14 protein-coding genes are annotated in these 16,227 nt (G+C 71.1%); all 14 read left to right on the forward strand.

The window, feature by feature from the left end; translation table 11 throughout:
* Nucleotides 1–15 precede the first annotated feature (15 nt).
* The 14 genes from DM194_RS16520 (at nt 16) to DM194_RS16585 (ending at nt 16,214) form a co-directional block, all read left to right on the forward strand.
* Nucleotides 16–864 carry a S49 family peptidase gene (locus DM194_RS16520; protein WP_111068620.1) on the forward strand — a complete coding sequence of 283 codons (849 nt, stop codon included), beginning with the start codon at nt 16–18 and terminating at the stop codon, nt 862–864.
* Nucleotides 861–1,439 (forward strand): hypothetical protein, encoded by a 579-nt coding sequence (locus tag DM194_RS16525; RefSeq protein ID WP_111068621.1) that lies wholly within the window; start codon nt 861–863, stop codon nt 1,437–1,439. Before DM194_RS16520 ends, DM194_RS16525 begins: the two co-directional genes overlap by 4 nt.
* Entirely contained in the window at nt 1,439–1,798 is a 360-nt protein-coding gene (locus DM194_RS16530) for a head decoration protein (protein ID WP_111068622.1), read from the forward strand. The genes DM194_RS16525 and DM194_RS16530 overlap by 1 nt, the downstream gene beginning before the upstream one ends.
* 11 nt (nt 1,799–1,809) lie before the next feature.
* Complete coding sequence (locus tag DM194_RS16535; protein WP_111068623.1) at nt 1,810–2,835, forward strand: major capsid protein; 1,026 nt, start codon at nt 1,810–1,812, stop codon at nt 2,833–2,835.
* Nucleotides 2,836–2,838: 3 nt separating this feature from the next.
* Nucleotides 2,839–3,168: a hypothetical protein gene (locus DM194_RS16540; protein ID WP_111068624.1), complete on the forward strand. Its 330-nt coding sequence runs from the start codon at nt 2,839–2,841 to the stop codon at nt 3,166–3,168.
* 69 nt (nt 3,169–3,237) lie between these two features.
* Nucleotides 3,238–3,540 carry a head-tail joining protein gene (locus DM194_RS16545; RefSeq protein WP_111068625.1) on the forward strand — a complete coding sequence of 101 codons (303 nt, stop codon included), beginning with the start codon at nt 3,238–3,240 and terminating at the stop codon, nt 3,538–3,540.
* Nucleotides 3,540–3,959 (forward strand): hypothetical protein, encoded by a 420-nt coding sequence (locus tag DM194_RS16550; protein WP_111068626.1) that lies wholly within the window; start codon nt 3,540–3,542, stop codon nt 3,957–3,959. The genes DM194_RS16545 and DM194_RS16550 overlap by 1 nt, the downstream gene beginning before the upstream one ends.
* A 79-nt stretch (nt 3,960–4,038) precedes the next feature.
* Nucleotides 4,039–4,530 (forward strand): hypothetical protein, encoded by a 492-nt coding sequence (locus DM194_RS16555; RefSeq protein ID WP_111068627.1) that lies wholly within the window; start codon nt 4,039–4,041, stop codon nt 4,528–4,530.
* A 72-nt stretch (nt 4,531–4,602) separates the two neighbouring features.
* Nucleotides 4,603–4,995 carry a hypothetical protein gene (locus tag DM194_RS16560; RefSeq protein ID WP_111068628.1) on the forward strand — a complete coding sequence of 131 codons (393 nt, stop codon included), beginning with the start codon at nt 4,603–4,605 and terminating at the stop codon, nt 4,993–4,995.
* A gap of 23 nt (nt 4,996–5,018) precedes the next feature.
* Nucleotides 5,019–5,543 (forward strand): hypothetical protein, encoded by a 525-nt coding sequence (locus tag DM194_RS28745; protein WP_246024366.1) that lies wholly within the window; start codon nt 5,019–5,021, stop codon nt 5,541–5,543.
* Between the two features lie 98 nt (nt 5,544–5,641).
* Nucleotides 5,642–12,079 carry a phage tail tape measure protein gene (locus tag DM194_RS16570; protein WP_246024418.1) on the forward strand — a complete coding sequence of 2,146 codons (6,438 nt, stop codon included), beginning with the start codon at nt 5,642–5,644 and terminating at the stop codon, nt 12,077–12,079.
* On the forward strand, nt 12,079–13,653 hold the full coding sequence (locus tag DM194_RS16575; protein WP_111068630.1) for a hypothetical protein: 1,575 nt from the start codon (nt 12,079–12,081) through the stop codon (nt 13,651–13,653). Before DM194_RS16570 ends, DM194_RS16575 begins: the two co-directional genes overlap by 1 nt.
* 3 nt (nt 13,654–13,656) lie before the next feature.
* Nucleotides 13,657–14,562, forward strand: a complete 906-nt coding sequence (locus DM194_RS16580) for a hypothetical protein (RefSeq protein WP_111068631.1) — start codon at nt 13,657–13,659, stop codon at nt 14,560–14,562.
* Nucleotides 14,559–16,214: a phage head spike fiber domain-containing protein gene (locus DM194_RS16585; protein ID WP_111068632.1), complete on the forward strand. Its 1,656-nt coding sequence runs from the start codon at nt 14,559–14,561 to the stop codon at nt 16,212–16,214. Before DM194_RS16580 ends, DM194_RS16585 begins: the two co-directional genes overlap by 4 nt.
* Nucleotides 16,215–16,227: the final 13 nt, after the last annotated feature.

Consider the following 16,227-nt stretch of genomic DNA (forward strand, 5'->3'; position numbering starts at 1 on the left):
CGGAGTCCCCCTGACATGCTGAAGACGATGCAGCCCGTGCTGGTGTCCCCAGCCTGGGCCGAGACCGCGGCCGCGCGCATGGTGCAGCTGACCCAGGCGAACCGCGCCGGCGGCGAGCTGCCGGCCGGCTGCACGCGGCTGGGCGAGGTCAACGGCACGCGCCGGCCCTACGAGGTGGACCGGGGCGTGGCGGTGGTGTCGGTGGCCGGGTTGCTGGTGCCCAAGCTGGGCTACATCGGCAGCAGCTGGGTCACCGGCTATGACGGGCTGCGCTTTCAGCTGGCGCATGCCTTCGCCGATCCGGGCGTGCGCGCCGTCTGCCTCGACATCGACAGCGGCGGCGGCATCGCCCAGGGCTGTTTCGACCTGGTGGACTGGACCATCGCCACCAAGAAGGCGACGGGCAAGCCGGTGGGGGCCATCTGCAGCGAAGAGGCCTATTCCGCCGCCTTCGCCATCGCCTGCGCGGCCGACAGCATCGCGGTGCCGCGCACCGGCGGCGTGGGGTCGATCGGCGTCTGGCTGATGCACTGGGACTATTCCCGCATGCTGGAGGAGGCCGGGCTGAAGCCGACCATCATCCAGTCCGGCGCCCATAAGACCGATGGCCACCCCTATGCCGCGCTGCCCGAGGCGGTGCGCGCAGACTGGCAGGGGCAGGTCGACGCCCTGCGCCAGCTCTTTGCCGAAACCGTCGCCCGCGCCCGCGGGATCGACGTGGCGGCGGTCCTTGCCACAGAGGCCCGCTGCTTTGAGGGGCCGGTCGGCACCGCCGAGGCCGTGCGCCTTGGGCTGGCCGATGCGGTCCTGCCACCCGACCAGGCCTTTTCGGCCCTGGTGGATCATGTGAGGGAAAACCAGTGAAGACGTTCAGCTTCGCTCACCTGAACCCCTTCGGCCGCTCCAAGGCCGCAGAAGGGGAGACTCAGGCGGGCACCGACGACACGCCCAAAGCGGGCACCGGCGGCACCGCGCCACAGGCTGGTACCGGCGACGATGCCGACCAGAAGGACAAGGGCAAGGACAAGCCGAAGGACGGCGAGGAAGACGAGGCGCCGGGCACCGGCGAGGGTGGCGACAAGACCGCCGGTGGCCAGCAGGCCGCCGCGCCGAGCGAGCGCGAGCGCTGCGCCGCCATCTTCGCCGCGCCGGCCGCTGCCGGCCGCGTCCAGCTCGCCGCGCATCTGGCCTTCAACACCGACCTGACGGTCGAGGCCGCCTGCGCCGCGCTGGAGGCCGCGCCGATCGGCGCCACCGCGCCCGGCGCCTCCACCCCCACCGGCAACCCGCTGGCGCTCGCCGCCATGGACGCCCACCCCAACCCGACCGTCGGCGCCTCCACCGACACCGGCACCATGAGCGACGACGAAAAGGCTGCCGCCGCGGTGCTGTCGAGCATGGCCGCCGTCGGGCTCATTGCGAAGAAGGACGGCAAGTGATGACCTCCGCCAGCTTCTCCTCCCAGACCAGCCAGCCGCTGCCGTCCCTGATCGGCGGTGACTTCCCGCGCGTCACCCGGCTGGTGACCGTCGCCAGCGGCGCCGGCGTGCTCAAGGCCGGTGCCGTGCTCGGCCGCATCACCGCCAGCAAGAAGTTCACCCTGTCGGCTGCCGCCGCCAATGACGGCTCCGAAGCGGTGCGCGCGGTTCTGGCCGAACCGGTCGACGCCAGCCTGTCCGACGTGGTCGCCGTCGCCTACCTGACCGGCGAGTTCGCCCCGGGCGAGCTGACCTTCGGCGCCGGCCACTCCGCCGCGTCGGCGGCCGACGCGCTGCGCGACCTGTCGATCTTCATCTGAGGACCCCACCCATGGACATCTATTCGACCCTCGCCATGCTGGGGGTGCTGCGGTCGCTGCGCGCCAAGGCTCCCCGCTTCCTGCTGGACATGTTCTTCCCGCTGGCCAGCTTCAGCGACACCGAGAAGATCATTTTCGACGTCGAGGTCGATGACGTCGAGGTCGCCCCCTTCGTCTCGCCGCTGGCCGCCGGGCGCGTCGGTGCCGACACCGGCTATGAAACCAAGATGTTCGCCCCGGCCTATGTGAAGCCGCTGCACGACATCAAGCCGGACGAGCCGCTGCGCCGGCTGGCCGGCGAACCGCTGGGCGGTGCCCTGTCGGCCGCGGCGCGCGAACAGGCGATCCTGGGCGCCAAGCTGCAGCGCCAGCTGACCCAGATCCTGCGCCGCAAGGAGGTGATGGCGGCCGAGGTCCTGCGCACCGGCAAGTGCGTGGTCAAGGGCGAGAAGTACCCGGAGGTCCTGGTGGACTTCCAGCGCGCCGGCGACCTGTCGCTGGTGCTGTCCGCCGGCGCCCGCTGGGGCGAGGCCGGCGTGTCGCCCTATGCCGACGTGTCGGAATGGATTGACCAGGTGGGCCAGAAGTCCGGTGCCGCGGTCAACGTGGTGGTGATGGACGCCAAGGCCTGGGCGCTGTTCGAGGCCGACTCCAAGCTGGAGAAGGTGCTCGACCGCACGCTGGGGCAGGCCGCCATCGTCCAGATGGGCTTCCAGCCCGGTGTGCCCGGCACGCCCGTGTTCAAGGGCCGGATCGGCATGGTGGAGTTCTACACCTACAACGACACCTACACCGAAGACGGCGTCACCAAGCCGTTGCTGCCGGACCACACGGTGCTGCTGGGCGCCACCGGCGCCATGGAGGGCACCCAGGCCCATGGCGCCATCCTCGACCCGCGCGCCGGCTACCAGGCCCTGGAGATCTTCCCCAAGAGCTGGATCGAAGAGAACCCGGGCCGGCGCCTGCTGCTGAGCCAGTCGGCGCCGCTGGTCTACCCGCGGCGTCCCAACGCCTGCATGTGCGCGACGGTGAGGTGATCCATGGCCAAGCTGCGCCTGCTGGCCACCGTGAAGGTGGCCAAGGAGACCACGCTGCGGCCGGGGGCCGTCATCGAGGTCAAGGACCCGGAGGACGAACAGGTCGTCTCGCTGGTGGCCCGCGGCTTCGCCCGCTGGGTGAAGCCGGGCGAGGCGGCAGAGGTGGAGGCGCTGCCGCTCGACCGCATCATCGCGGCGATCGGCAAGCTGGACCCGGCCAACGCCAAGCACTTCAAGGCCGGCAGGCCGGAGCTGAAGGCGCTGGGCGAGGTGCTGGGACTGGAGGTCTCCGCCGAACAGCGTGACCAGGCCTGGGCCGCCCTGCAGGGCTGACCGTCATGACCAGCAGCGACGTGACACGGGCGGCCTTCGGGCCGCCCGTCGCGTTTGGGGACTTCGCCCATGTTCTTCGATGACCTCAACGCCGCCTGCGTCGGCGCCTTCGGGGAGCCGGCGGTGATCCGCCGTGCCGGCCGCTCCGACGTCACCGTCACCGGCATCTTCGACCGCCGGCACTACCAGGTGGAAACCGACGACGGGCCGGTCTCCACGCTGATGACCTCGCTGGCCGTGGTCGACGCCGACATGGGCGGTCCGGTGCCCGCCGGCGCCGACGTCGAGCTGCGCGGCCTGTCCTTCACGGTGTCGGAGCCGCGGCCGGACGGGCAGGGGATGACCGTGCTGCTGCTGCGGGAGTCGCGCTGATGCACCCCCGCACCCGCATCCGCACCGCCATCGCCGCGGCGCTGGGGGCCGTCGCCCCCGTCACCGCCAACCGGGACGATCCCTTGCCGGCCGACGCGCTGCCTTGCATCGGCCTGTTCACGCCCGACGAGGCGACGCAGGAAATCACCATGGGCAGCCGGCGCCAGCTGCGGCGCATGGACCTCTATGTCGATGGCTACGTCCGCGCCGGCGCCGACCTGGACGACCAGCTCGAAGCCATGGCGCTGCGCATCGAGCAGACGATCGCCGCCGGCGGTAAGTTCGCCGGCGTGCTGGACCGCATCGAGCTGGTGCGCAGCGTCACCGACCGCCTGACCAGCGGCGAGCTGAAGGCCGGCGTGACCCGCCTGCAGTTCGTCGTGACCTACCAGACCACGTTCGGCCAGCCCGACGCCTGAGCCCTCCGGAGCCTCCGGAGCTTCCCGGCCGCTCGGCTCCCGAGCGGCCCTTTTCTTTGCCCAAAGGAGGGGCATTCCCATGAGCGGCAACGCTGTTCAGAGCGCCGGCACGCGATACTTCATCGCCACTGGTGCCAACGCCACCAAGAAGTGCACCACCGAAGCCGAGTACAAGGCCCTGACCTGGACCGAGGTCGAGGAAGTCGAGGATTTCGGCGCTTTCGGTGAGCAGTACGAGAAGGTCACCTACAAGACGCTGGGCGACGGTGCGGTCCACAAGAAGAAGGGCACCGTCGACTATGGCTCGGCCACCGTCAAGCTGGCCCGCATCCCGACCGGCACGGGGCAGGCGGCGGTGAAGGCCGCGGCGAAGAACCGCAAGACGGCCTACAACCACAAGATCGAGTTCGACGACGCCCCGGACGGCGGCACGCCGACCACGATTTATCTGAACGCCTACGTCATGGACTACACCACCGAAATCGGCGGCAACGACAAGGTGATCGAGGCCAGCGTCGGCCTCGAAATCGACGCCGAGCCGGTCGAGGTGGCGGCCGACGACGCGCCGTAAGCACCGGTGCCCCGATGCCGGCAGCCCGCCCTGGCTGTCGGCCCTTCCCCCTGTCCAAAGCGAGATCCTGTCATGACCGCCACCAGCACGGCGCCGCGCTTCGCGCACGGCGTGATGACCATCAGCCTCGACGGTGAAGACGTCGAGCTGTTCGCCAACGTCCGCGCCTCGCGCACCATCTGCCGCCTGTATGGCGGGCTGAACCAGGCCTTCACCAACACCAACGCCTTCGACTTCGACTTCGACACGCTGGTGAACGTCGTCAACGCCGCCGCCGGCCGCGTCGGCAAGCAGGCCGAGGCCACCGCCGAGGCGATCTTCGCCGAAGGCGTCATCGTCGTCGCGCCGCAGGTGCTGCTGTTCCTGAATTTCCTCGCCGGCGGCGGCAAGGTGGCCAAGCCGGAGGGCGGCACCACCGGGCCGAAGGCGGACGGCGAGGCCACCGCATCGGGGGAAGCCGGCTGACCTTCCCGGAGTACGTGGACCAGATGTTCCAGTACGCCACCGGCTGGCTGGGATGGTCGCGCAGCGAGGCGCTGGACGCCCCGTTCCCCGACATCCAGCTGGCCCTGGACGGGAAGGTCGATTTCCTCGCCGCCACCACCCCCGGGGCCAAGCGCCAGAAGCGCAAGCCCAAGGACACGGCGGAGCTGAAGGATCGGGCGCGGGCCGTGTTCGGCCTGAAGCGCCCGCAACAGGGCAAGGGCAGGGGCGCCGGGTGTCCGGCGCCCTTTTCGTTTCCGGAGACCGGCATGGCTGATTTTCCCGGCATGATGGTGCCGGTTGGCGCGGACGACTCTGGCCTGCGGCGGGTGCTGTCGCAGGCGGAAGCCCGCGTCGACCAGTTCGCCGGCCGCGTCGACGGCTCCGTGCGCCGCGCATCCTCCAGCTTCGACGCGCTGGGCCGGTCCGCGTCCGGCGTCGCCACCGCCGTGGTGGCTCTGGCCGGCGTGCAGCTCGGCGCCGGAGCCGCCGATTCCCTGGTGGAGGCCACCAGGGCGGCACGCTGCTGAAGGAGGCCGACACCAGCCGCTACGCCGCCCAGGTCAAGGATCTGGCGCGGCAGTTCGGCGGGCTGCCGACCGACCAGGCCAAGGCCCTCTACGAAGTCATTTCCGCCGGCGCCTACAGTGCGGCCAATGCCATCTCCGTGCTGACCGAGGCCAACCGGCTGGCGATCGGCGGCGTCACCGACGTGCAGACCGCCGCCGATGGCCTGACCTCCGTGCTCAACTCCTACGGTGCGGCGGCCGGCGGTGCGGCCAATGTCGCCGGCGCCTTCTTCGCCTCCGCCGCCGCCGGCAAGACCAACATCAGGGAGCTGGCCTCCTACATCGGGCAGGTTGCCCCGATCGCGGCGCAGACAGGCGTGTCGCTGGACGAGCTGATGGCGGCTGCCGCGGCGCTGACCGCCAACGGCATCAAGACCTCCACCGCCATGGACGGCATGCGGTCGGTGATCGCCGCCGTGCTGAAGCCGTCGCAGGAAGCCACCGCGACCGCCCGCGCGCTGGGCCTGGAGTTCAACGCCGGCGCGCTGAAGGCGAAGGGATTCGCCAACTTCCTCCAGGAGGTGGCCGACAAGACCGGCGGCAGCTCCGAGTCGCTGGCCCTGCTGTTCGGCGGTGTCGAGGCGCTGCTGCCGGTGATGGCTCTGGCCAGCCGGGAGAGCACAGCGTTTGCCGACGCGCAGCAGGAGCTGCAGGACAAGGCGGGCGCCACCGAGGCCGCTTACAGCCGCCTGGCCGAGACCGCGGAGCAGGTGGCCAGCCGCCTGCGTGCGGCGACGGAGGTCTACCGCGTCGAGTTGGGCGACCGGCTGCTGTCCGCGGTGCAGCCGGCCATGGCCGGGCTTGCCGACAACTTCGGCCGGGTGACGGCGGCGGCGGAAGCCACCGCCCTGGCCTTGGGCGCGGCCTTCGTCGCCCGCGGCGTCGGGCCGGCGATCCAGGCTGCCGGGCAGTTCGCCGCTTCCCAGGTGGCGTTGCGCAAGGAGCTGCTGACCAACACCGGGCATGTGCTGCAGAAGGAGGCCGCACTGCGCGCCGGCGCCGCCGCGACGGTGGAGGCGGCGGCGGCCGACGTCGCCGCCGCCCGGGCTGCCCAGGCCAAGGCCCGGTCCGACCTGGCTGCCCGCGCGACGCAGTACGAGGCGGCGGCGGCGCTCGATGCCGCCATCGGCAAGACCGCGCGCCTGGTGCAGGCCGAGGAGGCGCTGATCGCCGCCCGCACCGCACGCGCGGCGGCCGATGCCCGGGTGGCGGAGACCACGGTCGCGCTGACCATGGCGCAGAGTGCCCAGGCCTCCGCCATCGCCGGCACCGGCGTGGCGGCCACGGTCGCCTCGCGCGGCATGGCCCTGCTGTCGGGAGCCATGGCCCTGGTGGGTGGCCCGGTGGGTGCCGCCCTGCTGGCGGGCGCCGCGGCGGTCGCGGTCTTTTCCAGCGGGATGACCGCATCGGAAAAGGCGACGCGTCTGCACAGCGACGCGATGCGGGACTTCGACTCCGCCTTCGACCGCAGCACCGGCAAGGTGAAGACGATGACGGAGGCGGTCGCCGCCCTGCGTCGTCAGAACCTGGAGGCCGCCCGCGACGCCGCCCTGGCTGCGGTGAAGCAGGAAGAGACCTACGCACGTGCCGGTTCCTTCAAGATCGACCGCGCCGCCTACGAGTCCGGCCTGTCGAAGGAGGATGCCGCCAAGGTCTTCGGTCCGGCGCGCGAGCTTCAGCAGCAATTCCTCGCCGGCGCCATCGACGCCGAGGCGCTGTTTGCCGCCATCGACAAGCTGGCCAAGCAGGACGCCCGGCTGAAGCCGCTGGTCAAGGCCTTCGCGGAGTGGGCCGCCCCCCTGGCCAAGGCGAAACAGGAAGTCAAGGAGACCGAGGCCGGGCTGGCGCTGCTGAACGGCACCGCCGATGAAGCGGCCAAGGCCGTGCTGGGTGTCGGCACCAACGCGGGTACGGCGGCATCCAGCTTCCAGACCATGGGCGGTGAGGTCGCCGGACTGACGGCGAAGCTCGCCGATCTGGTGGCCAAGTCCAAGCAGTTGGAGGTGCCGGCCGGCTACCAGCGGCGGCTGGCCGAGCTGGTCGGGCCGGAGCCGGCGAATGGCGACGCCAAGGATCTCGACCTGTGGCGGCGCAGGCGGGACGCTGCCGATGCGACGCTGCGCCCGATCGTCGGCCTGGAGACCAGGGACCAGACGGCCGAGCTGGAGCGGCAGGCCAATGGGCAGCGCCTGTTGGCCGGTGCGGTCACCGATGCGGCCAAGGCGCACGCGCAGAACCGCATCGAGCTGGCCAAGGTCGCGGTGGAGTACCCCGGCCTTGGGGCAGAGACCGCGAAGACTCTGCTGACGACCAAGGATTTCGCGGCGGTGCTGAAGACGCTGCCGCTCGACCTGCAGCAGCGTTGGGCCGTGCTGCAATCGTCGTCGCAGGCGCAGTTGGCCGGGGCGGCGGCGCAGGGCACGCTGCAGCTGCAGTTGCAGACCGATGCGCAGGCGCGGCTGGCCGCTGCTGCCGGCAAGGGCGAGGCAGCGACCCGGCGGGCCACGATCGAGAACCAGGTCGCGGCCGCGGCGGTCCGTGGCTTGTCGGCGGCAACCCGGAACAACCTGGAGGCACAGGAGCGGTCCACCCAGCAGCAGCTCCGCACCGAGTCCACCCAGCCGATCCTGGCCCGGATCGAGGCACAGAACGCGCTGGTGGCCGCCTATGGGCAGGGGCCGCAGGCGGTGAAGGCGGCGGAGCTGGCCGAGCAGGCGCACACGCTGGCGCTGAAGGAAGGCGAGCAGGGAACCCAGCTCTACAACGAGGCCAAGGCCCATTACATCGAGCTGCTGACCCAGGCGCAGCAGCTGGAGTCGGCGGTGGCGGCCGGGCCGATGCTGCCGCGGCAGCGCGACCAGCTGGAGCTGGGACAGAAGCAGCTGCAGCTGATCGGCGCGTCGGCCGAACAGCGCGCGGTAGAGCTGGCCCGCACCCAGGCCCTGATCGACCTGCGCGAGCGCAACATCGACGCCGCCAGCCGGGAGGGGCAGGCCTATCTGGCCAACGCCGAAGCGCTTGCCCGGCAGAACCTGGCGCTGGAGCGGACCAACGCCGCCTACCAGGAGCTGGAGCAGTTCGGCGATCGCAGCTTCGACGCCATCCTGCAGAAGCTGTCCGCCGCCGGCAAGTCGACCATGTCGTGGGCCGACGCCATCAGCACCGTCAGCGTGGAGCTGCAGCAGCTCGCGCTGAAGATGGCCGTCATCAACCCGCTGAAGAACATGGTGATGGGCACCAACCTGCCCACCGTGTTCGACCTGTTCGGCGGCAGCGGCGGGCAAACGGGGCAGGACAGCGGGATCACCGGCAGCCTGACCAACACCGCCTTGAGCAAGGGCGGCAGCTGGGCGCTCGACAAGCTCATCCCCGGCGGCCTGTCCGCCGCCATCGACAAGTTCGGCTACAGCACCCTTGGCATCGGGACGCAGCTGACCTCGACCACGACGCAGGTGGCCTCGACCGCCGGCGGGCTGGCATCGTCGGCGCAGGGCATCGGCGTGGCTTCCGTGCCGGGCGGTGTGGGCAACGTCGCCACCAAGGCGGCCACGTCCAGCGCCACACAGGCCGGCGGCATCAGCGGCGGCCTGTCGGGCTACCTGGGCGCCGCCGGCGCCGGTGCCTTCGGCGGCATGGGCGGGGCTTACCTGGGAACCCTGACCAATTCCAAGGTGGTGGGTGGCGTGTCGGGTGCGGCGCTGGGCGCCGGTGCGTCGGCACTCTCCGCCTACCTGGGGCTGGGCGCCATCGGCGGGCCGGTCGGCATCGCCATCGGTGCCGTGGTCGGCGCCATCATGGGCATGATCGGGACGCAGAAGGCGACCGTCGGCCCCAACAGCTCCGGCAACATCGTCCTGAACGGCAAGGGCGGGTTCCGCAGTGACAGCGCCCTGGCCGACAACGGCGCCGACGCCGGCCAGATGCAGCAGGTGACCGATGCCGTCGCCGCCGCCATGAACACGGTGGTGGCCGGGATCGGCGGCAAGGTCACCGGTGGCGATGGCGCCAACACCGCCCTGCTGCAGCAGTTCGCCAAGGACGGCAAGTGGTATGTGACGCCCAAGGTGGGCGACAAGGCCGGGCAGCGCGTCGCCTTCACCGACCAGAACGAGGCGATCGCCTTCTACATGCGCGAAAGCCTGAAGGGGCTGATCGGCACCGGCCAGCTGACCGGCGCGAACGACGACGTGAAGAAGGCGCTGCAGACCTCCAAGGCGACCAAGGCCGAGGATCTGGCCACCGACCTGGGCTTCGCCGCCGGCTTCCGTCAGCAGCTCGACCTGATGAACGCCAGCCTGGATCCGACCAACAACCTGCTGAAGACCTTCACCGAGAACGCCAAGGCGATCGGCGACCAGGTCAAGACCACCATCACCGATTGGCGCAGCAAGGCCAGCGAGCTGGGGCTGGCCACGGAGTCGGAGCTGACCGCCGCCGCCCGCAAGGGCATCGAGGCGATGATGGGGCTCGGCCCGGCGACCAAGCCGCTGGTGGGCATGGCCGCGGCGGCCAAGCAGGCCGAGATCGAGTTCGAACAGTTCCGCCCGGCCCTGCTGTCGCTCGGCTACACCACCGGTGAGGTGGCCGAGCTGGCGGCGCGCTACACCCGACGCCTGCAGGACAGCTACGCCGACGCGGTGGCCTATGTGCAGCGGCAGGGTGCCGTCGCCATCGAGGCGCTGATCACCCCCAACGCCAAGTCCAGCGCGCTGGACCGGCTGCAGGGGCTGGGCCTCGACCGCACCGACTCCGCCATCAACGGGCTGGCCGGCGTCATCGAGGGGGTGGAGCAGGCGGCATCCGCCGGCGCGCTGACGATCGAGGCCGAGCGGGCGGCGCTGGGCCGGCTGAACACTGCGCTGTATGACGGCGCCATCACCGGCGACCAGTACACCACCATGGTGGGCTATCTCACCCAGGCGTGGAGCGACAGCGCCGATGCGGCCGAGAAGGCGGCGCAGAAGGCATCCTGGCAGGCCGACGTCGCCAGCCGGATGTATGCGGCGCTCGGCAACAGCCGAGGCGCCGGGCTGATCGCGCTGGACGCCCAGCAGGCGGCAGCCCTGGCAGAGGCCACCGCGGCCGGCTACGACACCACCCAGCTGCGCCTGGTGCAGGCGGCCGAGCGGGGCGCCCAAGCCTTCCAGCTTGCCCAGCAGGACCTGCTGGACGCCTACGACCGCGAGATCGCCGCCAAGCAGCAGGTGGTCGATTCCATCCAGTCCGGCGCCATCGCCCTGCTGCAGGCCGCCCGGCAGTTCAAGGATGCCCGCGCGGCACTCCGCGAGGGCGACGACTCGCCGCTGGCGCCGCGCCAGAAGATCCAGGAGGCAACCGACCGCTTCGACGCCGCCTATGCGGTGCTGAAGGACAGCCGCTCGACCGATGCCGAGAAGGACACCGCCCGGCAGACGCTGCTGCAGGTGGGCCCCACCCTGGTGGCGCTGGAGAAGGCCGCCAGCGGCGGCACCGCGTCGGTGCTGTTCGACAAGGTGGACAAGGTCTTTGCCGAGCTGGGCGACACCAGCGGGCTGAGCCTCGACACCGCCGCCCAGGATCTGCAGGTGGCGCAGGACCAGCTGAAGGAGTTGCAGAAGGCCCGCGCCGACGCCGCGGCGATCGGGCAGCGCCAGCTCGGCAGCCTGTCCGGCCTGCGTGACGTCATGGACCAGAGCTATGCCGTGTGGCAGGCGGCGCTGACGCCGCTGATGCAGCTGACCAACGGCAACGACAACCGGCCGCGCTACAGCGCGCCGGCGGCGGTGCAGACGGCATGGGATGGCCTGTCGGCCGAACAGCAGCACGGCATCGCCCGCGCCATGGGCTGGGGCGGCCAGCTGGACGAGGCCTTCAATCTGTGGCTCGCCACCTCGACCCAGCGCGCCACCACCTTCGGCGCCGACGTCACCGCCATTGCCGGCGGGGCACGCTACGGCGCCCCGGACGATGTCGGCCGCGCCTGGGAGGCGCTGACCCAGGCGCAGCAGCTCGCCGCCGTCCGCGCCGCCGGCTACGACGGTGGGCTGGATGGCGGCCTGAACGCGTGGGTGAAGCTGGGGCACCAGGCCGCCTTCGAGGCGGCGGTGCGGGCGCAGGCGCATGGCGCCGGCATCCCCGGCTTTGCCACCGGCGGCATTTCCTACGGGCCGCAGCTGGCATGGGTGTCGGAAGGCGCCCACACCGCCGAGGCCCATGTACCGCTGCCGGACGGCCGGCGCATCCCGGTGGCGCTCGACGTCCGGCTGCCCGGCAGCGACCTGGAGCCGCCGGCGCCGATGGTCTCCTTCCGCCGCCCCTCCCTCGATGCCGGCGGCGCCGGCGTGGCCGAGCTGCTGGAGGCGGTGGAGGGCCTGCGCGACGAGGTCCGTTCCATCGGCCGCGACGCCCTCACCCAGCGCGCCCGCATCGGCGCTGATGCCGCCGCCCTGCTGGCCCGCGTCGAGGCGGCCACCAGCGACCTGCCCAGAAAACTCGCCAACACCCGGAGGGCCGCCTGATGAAGGTGCGTCTGATCGACCTCACCCTGTTCCACCGCTCCAGCGGCCACCGGTACCGGCTGCCGCTGGCCACCTTCCCCGGCTACCAGTCCGGCCCGGCCGACAGCCCGACGAACGTCACCTGGCTGCCGCTGGTGACCGCCGGCGCCGACGCGTCGGTGTCGATCGGCAGCCTGGGCGCCGCGGACGGGCAGGCCGAACTGCGGATCGGCGACCTGGTGCTGCGCAACGAGACCTCGCGCAATCCGGGACAGCGCTTCGCCAATCTGCAGAACCTCGACACCGGTGCCTGGCTGCGCGTCGCCCTCGATGACCGCCCGCTCAACCTGCTGCTGACCGGCGACTATGTCATCCAGGCGGTGACCGAGCGGGAGATCGAGGACGGGGCGCCGCTGGCCGAGGCGGTGACCATCTGGACCGCCCGGGCTGGCCAGCCCAAGCCCAAGCGCACCGAGATCGCCCTGCCGATCTACGACCAGCGCCTCGACTACGACACGCCGATCCAGACCGAGCGCTACAAGGGCACCGGCGGCTACGAGGGGCCGGCCGAGATGAAGGACACGCTGAAGGAGCTGCCGCTGGGGCACTGCCCGATGGCGCGGCCGACCTATCTGGGGATCATCGACGGCTTCCACCGCTGGTCCGTCGGCGGCGGCAAGCCGGTGCAGGACGTGCCGAGGGGCTGGTCTTCCGGTGTCGGGGTGACCAGGCAGAGCGGCGCCACCCCGGCGGACAACGCGCACTTCACGGTCGACCTCGCCAGCGGGATCATCACCACCACGGTGAAGTATGCCGACTTCCGCGTCGAGGTGCTGGGCCGCAAGTTCGCCGGCACTTACCGCCGCACCATCGGGGAGCTGATCGCCGCCCTGGCCACCGGCGCCGGGCTGGCCGGCACGGTGGACAGCGCCGGCATGGACGCGGTGCCGCGCACGGTGGGGCTGTTCCTCGCCGCCGGCGACGCCACCACCCACGCCGCCGCCTATGCCAAGTTCGTCGGATCGGTTCCCCGCGGCGGCTGGTATGTCGGCACCGCCGGCCAGCTGGTGGTGACGCGGGTTCCCCGTCCCAACGCCGCGGCGGCGGTCCGTGGCTACAGCAGCGCCGCCGGCACCACCACGGGCCTGCAGTATGTCGAGGGCCAGCACAACCCGCCGGCCAAGCAGGTGGTGCTGCGCTGCGCCCACAACCCCAGCCCGTCCAGCAGCGCCGCCACCGACGCCACCGCGGCCGACGCCACCCGCTGGACCCGGGAATGGGTGGAAGTGCCATCGGCCATCGACGCGGCGATCGCCGCCGCCTGGGGCAGCTCGGCCAAGGTGGCCACCGTCGAGACCGCCCTGACCCTCAGCGCCGATGCCGCGGCCGAGCTGCCGGGCTGGGTGGCCGAGCTGTCGGCGCCGCCCACCCTCTACGAGCTGCCGGCGCTGGACGGGGCGCCCGGCATCTGGATCGGCGACACCGTGACGGTGGAGGACGACATCGCCGGCTTTGCCGATGGGGCGCCGGTGGTGGTCTACGGCCGGACGATCGCGGACCGCAGCGGCGGCGCCACCCTCTACGTGGCGCGGTGAGCCATGGCGACCGGACTGCTGGCCCATATCAACGAGCTGTCGGAACAGGACTGCGCCATCACCGGCACCCCTGCCGATTGGAGCAACACGGCGCCGCTCGATGCGCTGAAGACGCTGCCGCTGGTGGATGCCGCGGTGTCCACCCGGATCGGCGACCGCAACGAGCCGGTGGTGCTGGAGTGGGACCGGCCGATCGACCTGACCTATGCCGGGCTCTACCGCACCAACCTGTGGAAGACCGGCCGCATCCGGCTGGAGGCCTTCAAGACCAGCGCCCGGACCTCGCTGGCCTTCACCACCCAGCACGCCAGCGGCATCGACCGCCTGGTGCTGCCTGGGCTCTACGATCCCAAGACGCTGCGCTTCGGCGGTGAGAACACCGTGCTGGGCCAGCTGGGCGCCCGGGAGTTCCTGCGCTACCCGACCAACATCCATGTGGTGATGCCGCTGTGCAGTGCGCAGGTGCTGCGCTGGACGATCTACGGCCCGGCCTACCGGGTGACCGGCAGCCGCTACAGCACCACCGAGCAGGCCTATCGCATCGGCTTCGGCTGGGCCGGCGACAGCCTGGCAATCGACCGCCATGTCGGTGCGTCGGCTGAAGGCTACCGCCGCGGCGGCAAGGTGACCGAGCTGGCCGGCGGCGGGGTGGCGGTGGAGCCCGGGCGCGGCCGGCGCACCGCCACGCTGGACCGCACCGTCAACGAGGCCGGCGACCGCGACCGCCTGTTCGACCTGGTCAACTTCCTCGACGCCGACCGGCCGGCGGTGTGGCTGCCGGATACCGACAGCGCCTTCGACTGCTACCGCTACGGCGGGCTTTTTCAGGTCATCGAGGACTTCAGCCAGAAGTACCTGAACGACCTGCACAGCGCCGCCGCGATTTCCCTTGGTGAGGTGACGACATGACGACGCTGGCCAACATGCTGGCGGCGGCCCAGCGGCTGCTGAACTACTACAACGGCGACGAGATGACGGCGCAGAACCCCGGCGGCCTCACCGGCGTGGGTGGCATGGCCGACAACTGGGATCCGTGCATCCAGGACATCGGCACGGTGGCCAACGGGGTGGGCACTGCCATGACCGCGGCCTCCACCAGCGAGGGGAATGCCGCCGCGTCGGCTTCAGCTGCGGCTGGCAGCGCGCAGAGCGCCCAGCAGAATGCCCAGGCGACCGCTGCCGATCGGCAGGCCACCGGGCAGGACCGGCAGGCGACCGCCCAGGATCGGCAGGCGGTGGCGCAGGACCGGACAGCGGTGGAGGGAAGCGCGTCGGCGGCAGCCGGCAGCGCCACCCTTGCCGGCCAGTATGCGAACGCGGCGGGTGGCTCGATCCCCTCCGTGCGCCTTACCTGGGACACGGCCACGACCGATGCCGATCCGGGCAATGGCAAGGTGCGCCTCAACAACGCCACGCCCAGCGCGGCAACGGCGCTCTATGTCGATAACGTGGATGCGGCTGGCGCCTCCATCACCACGGTTCTGGACCGCTGGACTGCCTCGACAGCCGCGGTCAAGGGCACCCTGCGGATCGCCCATCGCACCGACGCCACCAAGTGGCTGGAGTATCAGGTCACCGGCACCGTGGTGGACGGGACCGGCTACCGCAAGATCACGGTCACCGGCGGCACCGGGCCAGGCAGCTTCACGGCTGGTGATCCGGTCGCCGTGGGCTTCAGCCGGGCCGGTGATGTCGGACCACAAGGGGCCGCTGGTGGACCCGTCTACTATAGCGCAGTCACCGCGGGCACCCCGAACGCGCAGACTCTGGCCGGGCCGCTGGCATCGCTGGCCGGCAATCCGTCGGTGGAATTCATCGCGGGGATTTCCAATGGCGCGGCATCCCGCAACAACATTTGCTTTCTATCATCCGATTTCGACACGACCTGGGCAACATTCGGTGGCGCCACTGTGGTCGCCAATACTGCGACGGCACCGGACGGGGCGACCACAGCCGACACCATCAGCGGGCCGCCGGGATCAGGGGTCAACAGAGGCATTGCTGTACCCGCCGACACCTTGACCCGCGTCTATTCGGTCTTCCTGAAGGCAGGCACATCCACCGCCTGCCGGTTTTACTTTAACTGTGGCGCGACTCCGGCCGGAGTCGACGTCAACCTGTCGGCAGGAACAATCAGCGCTTGGACCGGTGCGCCGGTCGCATCCGCCATCGACCCGATCCCCGGCGGCTGGTGGCGGGTCTCCATTGCTTGCACCAACAATGGCCAGACCGTCATCGGCCCGCACATCTTTCCTGTTCAGGCCAGTGGCACCGGCGCGGTCTACGCCTGGGGTGCGCAGATCGAAGTTGGCACCGTCCCGACGGCTCCTATCCCCACCACCACGAGCGGCCCTGCCACTGTGCGGGATGGATACATGACGCTGGCCGTGGGATCGACGCCTCCCCGTCCGCTGCTGGACGCCCAGGGCCGCGCTTTGGCCCCCGGCGCGCTGGTGGCCGGGACCAAGTATACCGCGACCTATGACGGCGCCGCGTGGCGGCTGTCCGGCACCGCAATGACCAGGGCGCAGGCTCATGCGCTCGCCGCTTCCTTCCTCTGACGGAGATTTTCAT

The organism is Azospirillum ramasamyi (genome assembly GCF_003233655.1).
GTDB lineage: Bacteria > Pseudomonadota > Alphaproteobacteria > Azospirillales > Azospirillaceae > Azospirillum > Azospirillum ramasamyi.

What these genes read in the sequence shown, in the direction of transcription:
- DM194_RS16585 (WP_111068632.1), top strand. Translation starts at nt 14,559, where the DNA reads ATGACGACGCTGGCCAACATGCTGGCGGCGGCCCAGCGGCTGCTGAAC.
- DM194_RS28745 (WP_246024366.1), top strand. Translation starts at nt 5,019, where the DNA reads ATGTTCCAGTACGCCACCGGCTGGCTGGGATGGTCGCGCAGCGAGGCG.
- DM194_RS16580 (WP_111068631.1), top strand. Translation starts at nt 13,657, where the DNA reads ATGGCGACCGGACTGCTGGCCCATATCAACGAGCTGTCGGAACAGGAC.
- DM194_RS16535 (WP_111068623.1), top strand. Translation starts at nt 1,810, where the DNA reads ATGGACATCTATTCGACCCTCGCCATGCTGGGGGTGCTGCGGTCGCTG.
- DM194_RS16575 (WP_111068630.1), top strand. Translation starts at nt 12,079, where the DNA reads ATGAAGGTGCGTCTGATCGACCTCACCCTGTTCCACCGCTCCAGCGGC.
- DM194_RS16555 (WP_111068627.1), top strand. Translation starts at nt 4,039, where the DNA reads ATGAGCGGCAACGCTGTTCAGAGCGCCGGCACGCGATACTTCATCGCC.
- DM194_RS16520 (WP_111068620.1), top strand. Translation starts at nt 16, where the DNA reads ATGCTGAAGACGATGCAGCCCGTGCTGGTGTCCCCAGCCTGGGCCGAG.
- DM194_RS16545 (WP_111068625.1), top strand. Translation starts at nt 3,238, where the DNA reads ATGTTCTTCGATGACCTCAACGCCGCCTGCGTCGGCGCCTTCGGGGAG.
- DM194_RS16540 (WP_111068624.1), top strand. Translation starts at nt 2,839, where the DNA reads ATGGCCAAGCTGCGCCTGCTGGCCACCGTGAAGGTGGCCAAGGAGACC.
- DM194_RS16530 (WP_111068622.1), top strand. Translation starts at nt 1,439, where the DNA reads ATGACCTCCGCCAGCTTCTCCTCCCAGACCAGCCAGCCGCTGCCGTCC.
- DM194_RS16560 (WP_111068628.1), top strand. Translation starts at nt 4,603, where the DNA reads ATGACCGCCACCAGCACGGCGCCGCGCTTCGCGCACGGCGTGATGACC.
- DM194_RS16550 (WP_111068626.1), top strand. Translation starts at nt 3,540, where the DNA reads ATGCACCCCCGCACCCGCATCCGCACCGCCATCGCCGCGGCGCTGGGG.